This window comes from uncultured Streptococcus sp. (assembly GCF_963525625.1).
Lineage (GTDB): Bacteria > Bacillota > Bacilli > Lactobacillales > Streptococcaceae > Streptococcus.
In genome coordinates this window covers 89,230-107,345 of the sequence record NZ_CAURLD010000004.1, presented here as the reverse complement: position 1 = coordinate 107,345, position 18,116 = coordinate 89,230, and the positions used below count along the sequence as shown (strand labels likewise).

General features: G+C 41.8%; 16 protein-coding genes. 2 read left to right on the top strand and 14 right to left on the bottom strand.

Annotation, left to right across the window (positions count from 1 at the left end; genetic code table 11):
* The first annotated feature begins 5 nt into the window (after nt 1-5).
* The gene (locus tag RYK49_RS03665) at nt 6-932 is read left to right on the top strand and encodes a S9 family peptidase (RefSeq protein WP_002914057.1); all 927 of its coding nucleotides are present in this window, start codon (nt 6-8) and stop codon (nt 930-932) included.
* A gap of 532 nt (nt 933-1,464) precedes the next feature.
* Here RYK49_RS03665 and rpsO read toward each other — a convergent pair.
* The 3 genes from rpsO to RYK49_RS03650 all read right to left on the bottom strand — a co-directional run bounded on the left by rpsO (nt 1,465) and on the right by RYK49_RS03650 (nt 3,810).
* A complete protein-coding gene (gene rpsO / locus RYK49_RS03660) occupies nt 1,465-1,734 on the bottom strand; it encodes a 30S ribosomal protein S15 (protein ID WP_004193424.1) in 270 nt (89 codons plus the stop codon).
* 166 nt (nt 1,735-1,900) lie between these two features.
* Entirely contained in the window at nt 1,901-2,629 is a 729-nt protein-coding gene (locus RYK49_RS03655; RefSeq protein WP_314830716.1) for a pseudouridine synthase, read from the bottom strand.
* An 11-nt stretch (nt 2,630-2,640) separates the two neighbouring features.
* On the bottom strand, nt 2,641-3,810 hold the full coding sequence (locus RYK49_RS03650) for an MFS transporter (protein WP_314830717.1): 1,170 nt from the start codon (nt 3,808-3,810) through the stop codon (nt 2,641-2,643).
* Nucleotides 3,811-4,004: 194 nt separating this feature from the next.
* Here RYK49_RS03650 and def point away from each other — a divergent pair, with 194 nt between their 5' ends.
* Complete coding sequence (def, locus tag RYK49_RS03645) at nt 4,005-4,637, top strand: peptide deformylase (RefSeq protein WP_268682402.1); 633 nt, start codon at nt 4,005-4,007, stop codon at nt 4,635-4,637.
* 62 nt (nt 4,638-4,699) lie between these two features.
* On the opposite strand, the gene RYK49_RS03640 is transcribed toward def, so the two are convergent.
* From RYK49_RS03640 to RYK49_RS03590, 11 genes are all read right to left on the bottom strand, one after another.
* Nucleotides 4,700-4,930 carry a GlsB/YeaQ/YmgE family stress response membrane protein gene (locus RYK49_RS03640; protein WP_002893807.1) on the bottom strand — a complete coding sequence of 77 codons (231 nt, stop codon included), beginning with the start codon at nt 4,928-4,930 and terminating at the stop codon, nt 4,700-4,702.
* Nucleotides 4,931-5,024: 94 nt separating this feature from the next.
* Nucleotides 5,025-6,266 carry an aminopeptidase gene (locus RYK49_RS03635; RefSeq protein WP_314830718.1) on the bottom strand — a complete coding sequence of 414 codons (1,242 nt, stop codon included), beginning with the start codon at nt 6,264-6,266 and terminating at the stop codon, nt 5,025-5,027.
* A 21-nt stretch (nt 6,267-6,287) separates the two neighbouring features.
* Nucleotides 6,288-6,440 (bottom strand): hypothetical protein, encoded by a 153-nt coding sequence (locus RYK49_RS03630; protein ID WP_314830719.1) that lies wholly within the window; start codon nt 6,438-6,440, stop codon nt 6,288-6,290.
* Nucleotides 6,441-6,527: 87 nt separating this feature from the next.
* Nucleotides 6,528-6,806 (bottom strand): type II toxin-antitoxin system YafQ family toxin, encoded by a 279-nt coding sequence (locus RYK49_RS03625; RefSeq protein ID WP_314830720.1) that lies wholly within the window; start codon nt 6,804-6,806, stop codon nt 6,528-6,530.
* The gene (locus RYK49_RS03620; protein ID WP_314830721.1) at nt 6,799-7,062 is read right to left on the bottom strand and encodes a type II toxin-antitoxin system RelB/DinJ family antitoxin; all 264 of its coding nucleotides are present in this window, start codon (nt 7,060-7,062) and stop codon (nt 6,799-6,801) included. Before RYK49_RS03620 ends, RYK49_RS03625 begins: the two co-directional genes overlap by 8 nt.
* Before the next feature lie 100 nt (nt 7,063-7,162).
* A complete protein-coding gene (locus RYK49_RS03615; protein WP_314864899.1) occupies nt 7,163-9,025 on the bottom strand; it encodes a DUF262 domain-containing HNH endonuclease family protein in 1,863 nt (620 codons plus the stop codon).
* Nucleotides 9,019-10,347, bottom strand: coding sequence for a DUF262 domain-containing protein (locus RYK49_RS03610; protein ID WP_314830723.1), 1,329 nt, complete (start codon nt 10,345-10,347; stop codon nt 9,019-9,021). Before RYK49_RS03610 ends, RYK49_RS03615 begins: the two co-directional genes overlap by 7 nt.
* Nucleotides 10,348-10,387: 40 nt before the next feature.
* Complete coding sequence (locus RYK49_RS03605) at nt 10,388-10,510, bottom strand: hypothetical protein (protein WP_002893824.1); 123 nt, start codon at nt 10,508-10,510, stop codon at nt 10,388-10,390.
* Between the two features lie 86 nt (nt 10,511-10,596).
* The gene (locus RYK49_RS03600; protein WP_314830724.1) at nt 10,597-11,544 is read right to left on the bottom strand and encodes a WYL domain-containing protein; all 948 of its coding nucleotides are present in this window, start codon (nt 11,542-11,544) and stop codon (nt 10,597-10,599) included.
* Nucleotides 11,545-11,581: 37 nt separating this feature from the next.
* On the bottom strand, nt 11,582-13,480 hold the full coding sequence (locus RYK49_RS03595; RefSeq protein ID WP_314830725.1) for an AAA family ATPase: 1,899 nt from the start codon (nt 13,478-13,480) through the stop codon (nt 11,582-11,584).
* Between the two features lie 87 nt (nt 13,481-13,567).
* Entirely contained in the window at nt 13,568-17,956 is a 4,389-nt protein-coding gene (locus RYK49_RS03590) for a PolC-type DNA polymerase III (protein ID WP_314830726.1), read from the bottom strand.
* Nucleotides 17,957-18,116: the final 160 nt, after the last annotated feature.

Sequence of the window (18,116 nt, the reverse complement as noted above, 5' to 3'; positions counted from 1 at the left end):
GAACTATGAAGTATATTTGGGCTTTTTTAGCAGCCTTGAGCTTAGCTGGACTGGTTCTTTTCTTCTGGCACTCCCAAACCAAATCAAATCCTACTCCTCCTAAGCCAGAAACCACACAGACAGCTTCTAGCGAGAAAATGGACAATCAACCGACTCCGACAGAAGACATCGTGTCTGAAGAATACAGCGTTTCATACGATGACAAGCAGCTCTACGGAAAGATTACTGCTCCTTCTGACTACAAGAGTAAAAAATTGCCGACTATTGTTATCGCACATGGATTGAACAACACCCTTGAGCAATATGAAATGTACAGCCAGCTGTTGGCAAAGCAAGGTTATCTGGTTTACAGCTTTGATTTCTACGGCGGCAGCCGTCAGTCGAAGAGCGGTGGACAAGATATGCTGAATATGTCGGTCAAGACCGAACTCACAGACTTGACTCAAGTCATGGAAAAGCTTCGTTCCGAGGCCTTTGTAGATAAAAGCAAAATGAGCTTATTCGGTGCCAGTCAAGGCGGCGTTGTTGCCAGTCTTTATGCTGCTGCTTATCCGGACCGCGTGCACAAACTCCTGCTCATCTTTCCAGCTTTCGTTCTTTTCGATGATGCCAAAGAGACCTATCGTGAGCTAGGGAGTCCTGACTTCGACCAACTTCCTGATAGCTTGACACACCACAATGCTACTCTGGGCAAGATTTATCTAATTGATGCCTTAGACATTGACATCCAAGCAGAACAGACCAAAATCACAGCTCCGACCCTCATTATCCATGGTACCGATGATGCAGTCGTGCCCTACCAGTATGCTGTTCAAGCGAGTCAGACCATTCCAAATGCAAAGCTGGTCACTGTAGAAGGCGGGGAGCATCGTATTGACGAAAGATTTGCTATCACTGCCGCTCCTGCCATCCAAAAATTCTTGAAAGAGTAAAGTCGCTGATAGAAAAAGTTCTTCTAAAGAAATAGAAGGACCTTTTATTTGGAAAAATTAGAAGAATTAGACTTAGAAATGATATTTGAATATCTTAAAACGAACTAAGAGGAATGATGAATAAAAAGGTCTCTAAAATCAGAGAGCCAATTTGAGCTCGGGCTAAAATTCTCGTGAAAAATTAAAAATCTCCCCGAAGGGAGAAGATCTGGTTGATTTTACCTTACAGTGCTAGGAACCGTAACCGAAGATAATACTTGAGTATATCGAGGTAAGGCGAAGGAACAGAAAAAAGCCCTCTGGAATCAGAGAGCCAATTTGAGCTCGGGCTAAAATCCTAGTGAAAAAGATGAAACTCCTTGTGTTCATCGAACACGATGTCGTTTCCCTATTTTCATACGGATTTTTGACGCCCTTAGCATCATGATTCTTGCTGGATAAAACGTTTATAAACTAGGCGACGAGGCGAAGATTGTACTAATGGTACATCGAGGCGAAGTCAACGAAGTATAGAAACGTTTTAGACGCAAGATTAGCGACGAAGTCCAAGAGAGTTGATCAACTCACGGTAACGGTTAACGTCGTTTTTACGCAAGTATGCAAGCAAGTTACGACGGCGACCGATTTTCTTCATCAAACCACGGTAAGTAGCGTGGTCTTTTTTGTGTTGTTTGATGTGGTCGTTGAGGTGATTGATTTCCCAAGTAAGGACAGCAACTTGTACCTCTACTGAACCAGTGTCACCTTCGTGACGTGCGTATTGTGCAATGATTTCATTTTTTTTCTCTTTTGAGATTGCCATGATATACTCCTTTTCTTTACGCTTCATCCGAGTGACAGGTTTGGCATGGCCTGCAACCAAGAAGAAGTTATTTGTCTTTGCGACATACTTATTCTACCAAGAAGGGCTACCTTTGTCAAATGATTCTGTTTCAACTCTTTTGTATAAGGAATTCAGGCTCTTTCATTTACAATTCTACCCCAAAGATTTCTAAAGAAAGCATTTCTTCCTCGGTCAATCTCCGCCATTCTCCAAGAGCTAGTGCGGAATCCAACTGTAGGAGCCCCATCGTGAGGCGCTGCAGATCCGTGACTTCTTTTCCGCAGGCAGCCACCATACGCTTGACCTGGTGGAACTTGCCCTCAGCTAGGGTAATTTCTACGAGAGAAGTCTCTTTTGCCTCGTCCAACTCTAAAATCTTGAGCTGAGCTGGCTGACAGGTGAGGTCTTTCAGTTCTATTCCTGCAGCAAAGCGCTCCACATCTGCTTGGTTCATCAGGCCTGCCACTTGAGCTCGGTAGATTTTTTCTACATGCTTTTTGGGTGACAGCATGGCATGAGCCAGCTTGCCATTATTGGTCAGAAGGAGCAGGCCGTGGGTATCAATATCCAAGCGGCCGACAGGAAAAACTTCTTTCCGACGGGCAGTCTCGTCCAGCAAGTCCAGAACCGTCTTATGACGGTCATCCTCTGTCGCCGAAATGACTCCCTGTGGCTTGTTGAGAAGGTAGTAGACGAATTTTTCATAGGTCAACCTTTGGCCAGAAACAATAATCTCATCTGCTGTCTCATCAATCTGAGTCTTAGGTAATTTCTCTGCTCTGCCATTGACCAAAACCAGCCCTTTCTTTAGAAGCTGCTTGACCTGAGCGCGTGAGCCCAGACCATTTTCTGCTAAAAATTTATCCAGACGCATCGTATAACCTCCTAACTTTCTGAAGCCATTCCGCTCTTTTCTTTGCTAAATCTTAGAACAAAGAGCGAGGTCAGAATCATAGCCAGCCCCAAAACGCTGAAGATAAAGGCTGGAGCGTTGGAGAATCTCCCAATGAAACTGAGGACAAAAGTAGTGGCTGTTGCTCCGATACTGCAGCCTAAAATCACGATAGAAGTTGCTTGATTGAGGAGGTGGGCGGAAATGCGCTCGGACAGGGTGTAAAAAATGGTCGTCAGACCGACACTATAGACAAAGCCAGCGCTAATAGTAGCCATGCTGAGTGACAAGAGATTAGGTGAGAAGCCTATGATAATCTGAGTCAGGCCAAAAACCAGACCAGAAAGCATCAGCAGTTTGTCTCTAAAAAGACGGGTCAAACTAGCAAAGCTGACTCCCGCTGCAATCCCAATCAACTGCATCAAGGAAAGAATCACACCTGCAGTCTGGGCAGTCCCCATGCCGGACTTCTCTACAATCCCCGGCACGCGCACATTGATGGCAATATAGGTCAGCACAATGACCCCCGACACAAAGGCAAAAGCTAGACTCAGCTGCCAATCATGACTGCTTAGCTTAGGAGTCAATTCAGACTGTTCTTGCTGCTTTTCAAAGACCTTGTCATAAGGAACAAAAAGCAGATAAAGCGCCAAAACCACCAGTCCAAAGGTGTAGACGAGAAAGGCAGCATGCCAGCCGAGAGGAAGAAGCCAACTGACGCCAAAAGTCAGCAGGGCTGTCCCGACTACTTCTGCTGATCCCCTCAGTCCTAAAAGCCGAACGCGTTCCTGTCCCTTGTAGCGCTCGCTAACAATCGAGATAGCCTTGGCATTGAGCAGACCAATTCCCATCCCAAAGACAAGCCGAGATACAAACATAAGCCAGTAAAACTGATTAAGAAGAGGAAGAAGCCCGCAAAGTGAAAAAATCACAAGTCCACTGACAATCATCTGGCGCTCTGTCAGGTATTTTTCAATGACCCTATTAAACAGCAACATCAGCATAATCCCAGCCGAAGGCAAAGAAACCAGAAGTTCTACCCAACTTTCTGGAATGCCTTTATAAAAAGCAAACATGGCCGACTGGGCACTGGAAATCGAAAAAGCCGTAGTCAGAATCAAAGAAAGCGAGAGGATACTCACCTTTTCCATCAATTTTTTCATTCTATTTTCCTTTAAAATTCACACTACCTCTATCATACAGTTTTTTGGGTCAAGACGCAATTTCTTTGTCAGGAATATTATGGGGCGCTGTCGCTTCATCAAAAAGCAGGCACCGCCAGCCAGTCAAAACCGCTCCCGCCTTTATTTCTTGCAGGTTTTATGTTATGATGAAGGATAGAAAAAAGGAGAGAATCATGTCTGTGAGTGAAAAAACATCTGTTATTGAACGATTAACCAAACCAGCCCATTTAATTGATATGAAGGACATTATCCGCGAGGGCAATCCGACCCTGCGCGCTATCGCTGAGGAAGTCAGCTTCCCTCTCTCAGACCAGGAAATCATTCTGGGCGAGAAGATGATGCAATTTCTCAAGCATTCCCAGGACCCAGTCACGGCAGAAAAAATGGGGCTGCGCGGCGGTGTTGGTCTAGCTGCTCCCCAGCTGGATATTTCCAAACGGCTCATCGCTGTTTTAGTTCCCAACCCTGACGACGAAGAGGGCAATCCGCCTAAGGAAGCTTATAGCCTGCAAACACTGATGTACAATCCTAAGATTGTAGCCCATTCCGTTCAGGATGCAGCCTTAGCTGATGGTGAAGGCTGCCTATCAGTCGATCGAGAAGTACCGGGCTACGTAGTTCGTCATGCACGAGTGACCGTGGATTACTTTGACAAGGATGGTCAAAAGCATCGTATCAAACTCAAGGGCTATAACGCCATTGTTGTTCAGCATGAAATCGACCATATCAACGGCATCATGTTCTATGACCGCATCAACGAAAAAGACCCGTTTGCAGTTAAAGACGGCATGTTGGTGATTGAGTAAATAGCTTATATATCATTATCAAAAATACCTAGATAGAAATTATCTAGGTATTTTTTTCTACTCTAACTATCCCGTCTCCAGAAAATAGCCAAGAGGATAACTGCTCCTAGCACTGATGGAACAATAGCTGTATCAGCAAGCATTGGCCCCCAATGGCCAAAGAGAAATTGACCTATCAAGGAACCAAACCAACCCAAGAGGATTTTTCCGATACAGCCCATGCGCTCCCCACGGCTGGTAATAGCCCCGGCGATAAGGCCGATGATAAAACCGACAAACATACTACCAATCATATATTCCCCTTCTTTCTATATTTCTAGCAAGGCTTCTCAAGAAGCAAGTGGAAGCTGTCATTATGGAATGAGCCATTTAGGACAGCTCAAAATCTTAAATTGCCCAGTCTCCATTTCTAAAGATTGCTACACGGCTGCCGTCTTCTCGGATACCGTCAATATCCATCTGATTTGAGCCAATCATAAAGTCCACATGGACATCCGAGCGGTTGAGACCCGCTGCTTCCAGCTCTTCTTCAGAGAAATTCTCTCCACTGACCACACTAGTCGCATAGGCTGCACCGATAGCCAAGTGATTAGAAGCATTTTCATCAAAGAGAGTATTGAAGAAAGTAATGCCTGACTGAGAAATCGGGCTTGGATCTGGTACCAAGGCACACTCACCTAAAGCACGCGCACCAGCATTTTCAAAGACAAGATCCTTCATAACCTGGTCGCCCTTTTCAGCAGTAATGTCCACAATCTGTCCATCCTTGAAGGTTACCTTGATGCCTTCGATGATGTTGCCATTGTAGCTAAGAGGCTTGGTGCTGGTCACATAACCTTCTGCCCGGCGGAAGTCCGGTGCTGTAAAGACCTCTTCTGTCGGCATGTTAGCAATGAAATACTCGCCCTGAGCATTAAGACTGCCTGCTGACTCCCAGTGATGGTTCTTGGGCAAGCCCAATGTCAAGTCAGTTCCCGGCGCTGTGTAGTGCAGAGCAGTGAATTGCTCCTCATTTAAAACCTTAGCTTTTGAGCTGAGTTTTTCTTCATGGGCCTGCCAAGCGGCTACTGGATCATCTTCATAGACACGGCAGGTCTTGAAAATCTGATCCCAGAGCAAGTCTACCGCTTCCACATCGCTGGCTGCATTTGGAAAGACCTTCTTAGCCCACTCTGTACCGGCTGCTGCTGCAACTGTCCAGCTGACTTTATTGGACTGGGTTGCAATTCGCATCGGCTTCATGGCTATGCCCATAGCCTTAGCAGAAGCTGATAATTTCTCAGCATCCACGCCGTTCAAAGCCCCCGGATCAGATGAACGAACGCCCAAGCGGCTGGCTTTCTTTTCGAGGAGATAGTTCATCTCAGCCACCTTATAGTCTGGAACATTGTCCAAGCGCTCCATTGGTGCATGGAGGAATTTCTCCCGCGCAGTCAAATCATCCGCCCACTGGACGATGACCTCGTGAGCCCCCAGAGCATAGGCTTCCTTGACAATTAAGTGAGCCAGCTCACGCTGCTCCACATCAATATTGAGAGCCACTGTGTGACCCGGCTGCACATTAATACCATTGGCAACCAATAGTTTAGCATATTTTTCTAAGTTTTCTTTAAAATTTGGCAGAACCATTCTGCTTCTCCTTTTCTTTTGTTAATTCTCTTTAAACATGGACAGCAGGCTAACCACTGCCACCGTACCGCAAATCAAAGCGGTCATTTTCAAAATCGTATCTGGATCAAGATCCAGCTGGTAATCAAACACTTTTTGCGCTGGCTTATCCTGAGCGGAAATGGTAAGTTTCATGAGATAGTCCTTTCTAAATCATAATTCTAAGGTATAAACTCTTACTTGTACTGGCGTCTTCAGAATCCTCAATTATCTTTTAATAGATTAAAATAAATCACTATGACTGCCTGTCCTAAGCAAGTTTAAAATCAATTCTTCCTTATCCACTTTATAAACCAGGAGCCAATCCGGCTGGATATGGTATTCACGCACGCCTTTAAAGTGCTTGGATGCTGTCAGTTGATGATCTCGATATTTAGCAGGAAGTTCTTTTTCCTGAATCAAAAACTCTAATACTTCTTCTAACAAGTTTGCCTTAAGTCCACGCTTCATAGCCAACTTAAAATCTTTTTTAAAATGTTTATGATAACGAATCTTAAGCACGCAAATCCTCCATCAAGTCTGAGACACTCCCAAAAGACTGACTCATATTCCGATTTTGCTCTAAATCTGCCAATACTTCCATTAGCTTCCTGCTTTCATCCAGTCTAACATCAAAGGGCAGTCCTTGGTACTGAATAGCCTGACGAAGAAAAATATTGATAGCCGTCGTCATATCCATTCCCAAGCTGTTGAAAACCTGCTGAGCCTGCTCCTTGATCTCACTGTCCAAGCGGATGCTCATACTAGTCTTTGACATACTCTCACCTTCTTTCTATAGACTATTTTAACAAAAAAGAAAGCTGATGTAAATCTATTGGATATACATCAGCCCCTTAAATTATGCTAGATTTGACAACTTACTTTTTATTTTCTATAAATTCGCTCACCATAGGTATAATCTCTTTCTCCAGTCCTACAATCTGATCTGATTTCCATTTAGTCTTTTCCGTTATGGCAGCCATTATTTGTAATTTTAGACTCTGACGTTTGAAGATATCCTCTCTCTTCCATTGTGCTAGTTTAGACTCTGGATAGGAATTTCCAAACTTAGAATTCTGACTATCTGTAATGATACAAAGATTGCCAAAGGAATGTAAAAACTCAGCAGGTAATTGGCACTCTCCATCATGTCCATTTGGATTCTGAGGAAACCAATGCTCTATGGAACGGCGATATGCAAATTTGAAATTATCAAATTTAATATCCTTGTACTCTTTCTCTAATTCGGCACGATTTTTCCATAAAACATAATCTACAAAGTTAAAAGCATAAACAGGAATTGCACCGTATTTTTTGATACTTTTTTCTTCAGTAAACAATCTTTCCTCAGCATATCTCACTGCCATTTTTTCAAGAAAATCCTTAAACTGACTAGCAAATTCTGTTTGATTTAACTCTTCAATATGGTTAAACAAGAATTGCAAGATTTCATATAACCAACGACTATCACGATTGGCAGTAAAGGTCACAGCAAACATGGATTGGAGGAGGATAATGTTTTTGTTTAAATTGTCAAAAGTATTTTTTTGAAAATTAATTCGAACATATTTCCATCCTCCATTTTCATTTCGTTGATATGTCTCATACTGACCTCGTTTGATTTGCCATTCGGTTTCATTTTCTAATTGGACATTTTTTACGATAAGCGTATCAAATATATGCTTCATAGTCAGAAGTAGTTGCCCAAATTGTTGGACCCATTCTCTATCTCGTCGTTCAATTTCAAAAATTTTCAATAATTTTTTATCATCAAATGTAGTTTCATTACTTCCTTCAATGATGAAAAACACTTGAAGCAAAAACGTTGGAAAATCAATTACAGTTGTATAGTTTGAAATATCTGACTCTTTACTTACTGCTCTCCCCCTCTCAGATTTGTCCCCAGAAATAGCCTCTAGTAAACTTTTTGTCTCTAACTTATCAACTCCTATCTTATCAAATACTTCTTGCAATTTGAAATTAGCATATTCTCTCCCAAAAATTTTCTCCCCCTCTTCATCAGGATTATTTGGTCTACTTCGAATTTGAAAAGCTTTTAATACTGGCTTATCAAACTCTGCGCAGGCATCCCAGATTCTTGCGAATTTTTGCGCCATTTCTTGATCTTCACCAAACTTAGCCATCATTTGCGCCTTAAGAATTTCATGGGCCTCTAGTTGTTCTCCTCGAGAGTTAAATCGTTCGAAATAGAGATTCAAATCTAAATCATTAGGAAGAATACTACGAAAAATAATGACTTTATCAAAAAGATAATTAAAGAAAGATTTAGATTCAAATTGGCGCTCCTCTAGCACTTTTTTCAATGCGTCATGAGCATGTCGGTAACCTCTAGTGAGTTCATTTTCATCGTCTTCAGAAATTTTTTGCTTGGTAAATAGCTTTTGAATGTTCTCATTTGACTTCTTCCTAGCTGGGAAAGTAAGATTGACAGCTTTCAATCTATCAAAACCAAACTCATGTTTCAAAGCCAAGGCAATCAAATTAAGGGCTGTTGTCCGCTGTTGCCCATCTATGATTTTGAAAAGACCATTCTCTTCATTAACGACTAATGTTCCAATATAGTAATTTTCTCTTTGTTCTTGAAAAGCATCTGCTACATCGTTCAATAATTGCTCAATTTCATCATAAGTCCAAGCAAAATTTCTCTGGTAAAGAGGAATAGCATAGCTATCTTCATTTAACAAACGACTAACTGATAAGCTTATATGTGTTTCTACCATTTCTCTTTTTCCTCCTCTATAATCTGCTCCACTGTATAATTTTCAAATAATTCTCTATCTATCTTGACCATGAAATCATTTGGAGTTACAGCATGGGCTAAAAGTTGGAATAGTTTTTGAACCTCTTTTTGTCTGAAACTTCCTCCAGCAGCATATTTTCCTACCGTTGCATCATATATCGCTCGAGATTTAACACGGGGGTAATAAGACCAAATAAATAAGGTCTCTACTATTTCCTTTGATAGCTCTTCTTTTCCAAATCTCTCGGCAAAAAGCGAACAAATATTTAGGAACATATTGTGGCACTTGAGATAGCGTCCCTTTGAGCTATTGTATATTTTCAACATACCTTCTGGGTAAGTTAAATTTTTTTCTTCCTCCTCTGACTCATTAGAAATTCCTAACTGTTCATTTAAAAAATCTTTATGATTTTTAATAGTTTCATAAGCAGATTCAATATACTTAAAAAATTCACTTCCATCAATGATAGGCATGGTAATTGACATAGGGAACTCTTCAACATGACGATACAATTCTAGGTATGGAAAGTTCTGATTTAAATCAACACCTTTAAAATCATCGATAAAATCCTCTGTAAAACGAAGATAAGAACCATAACGCTTGTTTGTTAATCCTGTCTCTCCTCGAGACCAACGTCTCATACGGAAAAGATGTTTATCAAACAACTCTTTGAGGCTTAAGTCTTTGTCTTCCACAAACTGTTCCCACTTTTCAACAATCTTTTCATCTTCTGAATCTTGCTTACGAAGATGATAAGCTTTGAGTAAATCGTGAGGTTCTAGAGATTTTCCACGATTATTTTGTGAATCAAACAATTGAAAAGCCTCTGATAATCGTTCCTGTGGCATAGTAATCACCGAGACAGAACAATTTTCAAGTAGAAAACTACACACCTGTTCAGCTTCTTTCTCGCCTACAAGTTGGATTAAATTCTTCCATTCATTAAAATTTTCGTAAGCATTATAGCAAGATAGTTCTCCAAAGTCAGCTTCAAGTAAATTTCTTGCTCCTTTAAATTCTTTATCTCTGCCTAAAGCGTAAAGAAATAGCGAAATGGAAAGCAATCGTTGCTGGCCATCTACAATATCTAGGCATCCATCATTCTCATGCAAGATAACAGAGCCAACTTGATATTCCTTTTTCTCCATAGCATCTCGTAAATCATAAAAGAGATTACGGATATGCTTTCTGTTCCATTTATAAGGTCTTTGATAACTTGGTATTGTTAGCCTATCCCATTTCAATATTTCTGATACTTTTTTACTTTCAAACCCTATTTCTTTTTCATTGATATTCATCATTATCTCCTAAAAATCTTATCAGCATAGAATCTTTGGGCCATTAATGCTTTGGAATAATAGTAGCATTAGGAATTGCTTTTGCAACGTTTTCTGCTGCTATTTTATCAAAAAATGGTCCTGCGATTTGATTGCCAAACCTATCAACTACAATCCATTCAATCATTTTTTCCTCCTTTATTTCTTAATGGATAAATTCTACATCTTTAGGTGGACATTTTATGTCCACTTAAGTTCAAATATCAAAAATATTTATTGATAGTAGCCTAAAATTTCTTTCATCGTCTTCTGAATATTATCAACTAAAGACTGTGGCGACAAAATCCTCACTGCTTCTCCTTGACTGAGTAGCCAACGTTTAAGACCAGGTGTATATTGACTTTCAAATTTAAACCGTGTCCATCCTTCGTCGGCAGATGAACACTGTGCATTAGGAAATTGGTCTAAAACAATAGTTGGATCATAACGGAATTCTAATTCAACTGTGACCTTTCTTCCTAAAAAAGCGTCTACTCGCTGATTACGAATATCTCCATCCCTGAATTTTCTGCCATAAGAGATGTTGGGTTTAGATTCCTTTGTGGACTTCCAAGTCTGGATTCTGTCCAAACGCAAGGTCATATAATGCTCATTCTTAAGATTGTAAGCTACAATATAAAAATAATGAATATCATAGTACAGAGAAACTGGAAAAATTAAATGTTCTTTTTTATCTTGATAGGGACTCTTGTAGACAATTTCTAGCACCTTCTCCTTGCGAATCATTTCTGACCATTCCCAAATCTTTTGAATACGATTTTGCTCGTCTGTAATCGGAGCATAGTTCAGTCTTTCGCTGTTGATAATCATTTCTATTTCTTTTTGTTCCTCTTTTGAAACAAGCCCCAACAAACTTTTTAACAAGTCCTCATTTTCTACTTTATTTAAGGCTCTATTTTCTAATAAAATCTTAGAAATTATTAAAATATCTTTTTTATTAAAAAGTGATTTTCCTTTTAAATATCTTGTATGATGTTTTGAATCGTATGCCAACTCAGCTGCTATCATGGGCTGAGTCATTAAAAAATCACCTAATAATGAGAAATCTCTCTGAATCGTTTTTGCACTAACCTCAAACTCATCACTTAATTGATTTTTTGATAGATGAGCTCCTGCTTGCAAACGTAACAAAATGGATAAAATACGTTCTTGATCGTTCATAAAACCTCCTCTTTCCCTATATTATAACATAAATATTCTATATATCTGCCCTGAATCCTATTATTTTTGAGTTATTTTCTTTTTTCTCTAAATCGTGTATTGCTTTTGCAAAATCTATGTAAGACAAATAGCTCAACTCTGCATCAGTTAGATCTGATACTCTCTCTTTTTTCATCAGTCGCTCCGCTTGAATATATAAAACTAATTCAAATAGTTTTCTGACATAGCGAGCATTACCAAAACTTTCTGAGCAAAGGCACTTTTCAAAATGGGTCAAAAGGATAGCTTTGCATTTCTTATCTATTAGATAACCTTGTTGATCAGCCATTAGAGTCAGAATGTCATACAGTTCATACTTGTTATAATTATCAAAATGAATTTTTCTACTAATTCTAGAAGCTAAACCTGGATTGGTATTTAAAAACTCCTCCATCATTTCTGTATAACCAGCGAAAATCACAATGACGTCATTTCTATTATTTTCCATTTCCTGAATAATTGTAGGAATCGCTTCATTAGCAAAATCACGCTCACCTTGTGGAATTAGACTATATGCCTCATCAATAAACAAAATACCACCTTTTGCATTATCAAATAATCTTTTAACCTTTGGAGCTGTTTGGCCAACATATTCACCAATTAAATCTGAGCGCCCTACTTCAATCAAAGCGTTTGATTTAATAATTCCATGTTCATAAAAAATCTTTGTCAACAATCTAGCAACGATTGTTTTTCCAGTACCAGATGCTCCAGAAAACATAAAGTGCATACAAGGCCGAACGGGCGAAGAATGTATTTCAAGTCTTCTTTGCAATATAGAAAAATAAGCTAAAATTCTATGAATCAGATTTTTAACAGTAGATAAGCCAACCAAACGATCTAGCTCCTTCAGAGTATCATAATTTGTAGCTAATGGATTGTTGCAACCTTTCATACAAAACAGCTCCAACGGCAAAGAAGAACTTTTCTTTCCAATACTCAAATTACTTTCTATTACATTATATTCAATAATCTTTTGAGCAAAATAACAACTATCGTAACTATTTGTAAGACAATTGTGATTTGAAAGTAAGTTTATTTGATCTTCTTTTAAATGAAAGCCATAATTCCCTAAGCGAAACTTTATAATATTAACAAGTTCGTTATATGAGTAGGGAGGAAAATTTAATTCATAAACGACATGAAATAGTGGAAGAAATTCTCTAGATATTTCATATGCTACGCTATCTGATTCTGCCAAAAAAATATATATTCTTCCTTCCGTTGCTTCTACAATATTATTTTTTAATTCCTCTTTTTTTCTAGGATGCATAGTTGAATAGTTCTTTATTACCACTAAACGCTGTTCTGACTCAAAATTAACTGAAAATCCATCTTTCAAAATAGTCTTAGACTTGACATTTAACAACCTCATCAAATATTCGATAGCAAATTTTTTACCAGTTCCTAAAGAACCTTTGAAAATTAAAAACTGATTTTCAACAAGGACCTTTTCTTTCTTCCGCCTTCTTTCCTTTTGATTATTTAAAAACATTTTTAGTTTTAAAACATACTCTTGAAATTCATTCAAACCTATAATATTTAAGTTTTCCCATTCTAAATCAGTAATAGCAAAGCCATCAGAATTTGAAAGCTCTCTTTCATCTGAATAAAGAAAAAGCTGACCTATTTGAGCTGAATACTTGTTCCCCACCTCCTTTAAATATTCACTTTTACTAATAGATTTAACTTTAAAATCAGTGCGTTCTTCATCATTAATCCCCAAAGTTTTTAGCTTATCAAACAAATCCTCTTTGGTACGTTCTGTGACTCCAACAACGTAAAGACATGTTTGGTTTTTGAAACAATAAAACCATTGATTCTCCTTGATAAAATCCTCATCTGCTTCTTTAATATTTTTATTCATTTTGCTAAATTCTATTTGATAAAAAAACATCTCTTCCCCCATCTACTATTTACTAAAATAAAGATAGCAAAAAAGATGGACAAAATTCGTCCATCTTTTAACTTTCTTTGAATTATCTTAGAAAAACTCATCAAACAAACTCAACTGGTTATCCTCAGGCATATTGCCTAGGATGCCCATGTCGTCCATTTTTTCGACTAGAGTACTAGAGAGACCGCCACGTTTGCGGAGCTCTGTCTTAGAGAGGAATTCGCCTTCTTCCCGCGCTCTGACCACTTGGCGGGCAACGTTGTCACCCAGACCGTCCATGGCAGAGAATGGTGGGATAAGGGTATCCTCTTCGATGAGAAACTCAGTCGCGTGGCTCTTGTAGAGATCCAGCTTCCCGAACTTGAAGCCCCGCTCCAGCATTTCATTGACGATTTCCAGAGTCGTATAAAGGTCAATTTCTACATTGGAGGCTTCGTTGTTCTTGCGCTTTTCAGCGATTTCGTTCATCCGGCGTTTGACGGCATCAAGTCCGCCACTCATGGTCTTGATATCAAAGGCCTTAGCCCGGATGGAGAAATAAGCACAGTAGTAATAAATCGGATGATGTACCTTGAAGTAGGCCACCCGCAGGGCCATCATAACGTAGGCTGCCGCATGGGCCTTGGGGAACATGTACTTGATCTTTCCACAGGACTCAATGTACCATTCTGGCACATTGTTTTCCTTCATGGCCGAGATGTAGCCATTGCGCTCTTCTTCAGAAATCTTCAGCCAAAGGCCCTTCCGCACACGCTCCATGATCGTAAAGGCCATCTTAGGATCCAAGCCCTTATGCATGAGGTAAACCATGATATCGTCCCGACAGCCGATAACGGTGGACAGGTCAGCAATCCCTTGCTTGATCAAGTCCTGAGCATTGCCTAGCCAAACGTCTGTACCGTGAGAGAGACCAGATAGCTGTAAGAGCTCGGCAAAGGTGGTCGGATGGGTCTCATCAACCATGCCCCGTACAAAATTAGTCCCAAACTCCGGAATCCCCAGCATACCAGTCGGCGTGCCGATTTGCTCCTGAGTCACACCCAGAATGTCTGTTCCAGAAAAGAGGGCCATGACGCCAGCATCATCCATAGGAATGTCATTAGGATCAATGCCAGACAAGTCCTGAAGCTTCCGAATCATGGTCGGATCATCGTGTCCCAGAACGTCTAGCTTGAGGACATTTTCATCGATATCGTGGAAGTTGAAGTGGGTGGTCTGCCACTCGGCCGTCACATCATCAGCTGGATATTGGACCGGTGTAAAGTCATAAACATCCATGTAGTTAGGGATAACAACGATTCCGCCCGGGTGTTGTCCAGTCGTCCGCTTGACTCCGGCAGCTCCCTGCGCCAGACGCTCAACTTCGGCGTCCCGATAGAACTTCCCGTAGTCGCGCTCATATCCCTTGACAAATCCATAGGCCGTCTTAGCCGCAACGGTACCAACGGTTCCAGCCCGAAAGGCATACTCCGCACCAAAGATATCCCGCACGTCCAAATGGGCGCTCGGCTGATCCTCTCCAGAGAAGTTCAAGTCAATATCGGGTACCTTGTCCCCGTCAAATCCAAGAAAGGTCTCAAATGGAATATCCTGACCGTTCTTGCTCAGCTTGTGACCACACTCTGGACAGTCCTTATCCGGCATATCAAAGCCAGAACCATAGGAGCCGTCCGTGATGAACTCGCTGTATTGGCATTTGCCACAGACATAGTGGGGCGACAGGGGATTAACCTCGGTAATTCCAATCATGGTCGCGACAAAGCTGGATCCAACTGACCCCCGTGAACCTACCAGATAGCCCCGCTCATTGGATCGTTGCACCAGCATCTGCGAAGCCAAGTAAATCACGGCAAAGCCATTCCCCAAGATGGAGGTCAGCTCTTTTTCGATCCGCAAGTCCACGATATCTGGCAGCGGATTGCCATAAATCTCAAAAGCCTTTTGATAGGTCAGATCGGCAACTGTCTCCTCGGCCTTGTCAATGAAAGGCGTATAGAGGTCGCCCTTGACCACCTCGACCGGCTCAAAGGTCTCCGCCAGCTGATTCGGATTGGTGATGACTAGCTTCTTAGCTAAGTCCTCGCCCAAGAAGGCAAATTCGTCCAGCATCTCATTGGTGGTCCGGAAGTGAGCCTTAGGAAGCGGAGCCGGCTGGGCATTTTCACCGTGACCAATAGTCCGGTTAATCATGGCTCCCTGACCGAGACTCCGTACGATAATCTCACGATAGATTTCTTCTTCCGGCTCGATATAGTGGACGTTCCCTGTCGCAAGGACAGGCTTGCCCAAGCGATCTCCGACCTCAATCAAATTGCGAATTATGGTCTGCAGTTCTTCTTGGTCTTTTATCTGCTCCTTGGCAATCAGCGGCTCATAGATAGCCGGTGGCATGACCTCGATAAAGTCATAATACCTGGCCACTTCGACAGCCGCATCCACCCCCTGAGAGACAACAGCATCATAGACTTCTCCTTCTGAGCAGGCCGAGCCCAGAATCAGACCGTCACGATGAGCATCCAGCACGGTCCGTGGAATCCGCGGGACACCTTCGAAATACTTGGTATTGGACAGACTGACTAACTTGAAAATATTCTTTAGTCCCGTCTGATTTTTCACATAAATGGTCGCATGCTTGACCCGAGCTTTCTTATAAGAATTCTCATCGACCAGATCCGTATTCAAATCCTTGAGATTGGTCACGCCATGCTTTTCAGCCACATCCTTGATAAAGATAAAGAGGAGGCGGCCTGTCGCTTCCGCGTCATAGTTGGCCATGTGGTGGTGCTCCAGAGCAATCTGGAAACGCTTGGTCAAAGGCCCCAGACCATGCCGCTTGTACTCTGGATAGAGATTGCGGGCAAATTCCAGCGTGTCAATGACTGGTTGGGTAATCTTCGGCAGGCCATGCCGCTCATAATTGACATTCATAAAGCCCACGTCAAAGGTAGCATTATGGGCAACGAGGACGCTGTCCTGGCAAAATTCTTGAAATTCTTTCAGAACTTGCTCTAGCGGTTTGGCATTGCGGACATGCTCATCTGTAATCCCGGTCAGATCTGTCGTAAAGGCCGACAGAGGATGGCCAGGATTGATAAACTCATCAAACTCAGCGATGATATTGCCCTTGTGCATCTTGCTGGCAGCGACCTGAATCAAGTCATTGTAAACCGCTGAAAGTCCTGTTGTTTCCACGTCAAAGACTACATAGGTCGCATTGCTCAGCTCCATGTCCACTTCATTGTAGACGATAGGAACCCTGTCTTCTACAATATTGGCCTCCATACCGTAAATCAGCTGAATACCAGCCTTCTTAGCAGCCTTGTAGCCATGGGGAAAGCTCTGCACATTGCCATGGTCAGTAATGGCGACAGCCTTGTGGCCCCACTTGGCTGCCGTTGCAACGATTTCCTCGACCTCAGGCAGAGCGTCCATCGTAGACATATTGGTATGAGCGTGAAACTCAACCCGTTTCTGACCCTCAGGCATCAGATCCTTGCGCTCATAGTGGGTGACGGCCTGCACATCCTGCACATTCATGGTCAGGTCGCGGGTGAAGTTGTTCATCTCCACATTTCCCCGCACCCGCAGCCAGGCACCTTTCTTAATCATGTCAAACTTCTTGGCTTCTTCTTCGTTTTTCATCCATTTCTGCAAGGAGAAGCTGGAAGTGTAGTCTGTCATTTTGAAATTGAGCAGGACCCGGCCGGTCCGAGTGACCTTCTGCTCCAAGTCAAAGACCATTCCCTCGAAGACCAGACGGTTTTCTTCAGTCTGAACTTCAATCATAGGGGTAATCTCTGCCTTGTCCAGCTTTGGTTTAGCCGCAGCCTTGCGAGCTTGGAAGTCATAGGCTGGCTTTTCCTCTGGCGGTGGTGCCATCTGCTGCAGGGATTCCATGGCTTTGAGGGCCTCTTCATTGGCTGCTTGGACAATCTTGTCATTCTCCGTCTGGAAATTCTCCGCTTGCTGCTGGGTCAACTCATCGCTGTGCTGGACCTGACAGGTCAGCTGAGGAAAGCCGTACTTGACCAGCTGCTGGCTGAGATTGGGCAGGTGATTCTTGCGAAAATGCTCGGTATCAATGGTCGAGGGACCTTCAATTAGCAACTTGTCCCCATCCAAATGAACCCGCAAATCCTGATAAAGGCTCTTAAATCCATGGCTAGCACATGGACCTTCCTCAAAGGCCAGCTGGTAATAAGCCTGCAAGAGGTCATCCGATACCTGAGGGGCCTGACAGTGAATTTCAAAAACAGCTTGATTGCCCGTCTTAGAAAACTCTTGAGCTAAGCGCTTCTGCAATTCCCGAAAAATCTCAATAGGCAGAATATTCGCAAAAGAAAAATGAAACTCCCAGACCCGACTGACCTTGTGGACCAGAACCTTCTCGATTTCTGCATTCAAAAAGGCCTCTGAATTTCTCATTTCCAGTGGCATATCCAGCTGATGCATTAAAATTTCAAACTTGTTTGACATGATATTTCCTCGTACAGTAGTGACCCTATTTTACCATAAATCAGCACTTTTTTCGATAGAAAAAGAGTAGGCCAAAGCGCGAGTCCTACACAATTGTCAATGCATTCTCTTGATACTAAGTTATGATATAATAGAATAGAACATTTATTAAAAGGAGTCT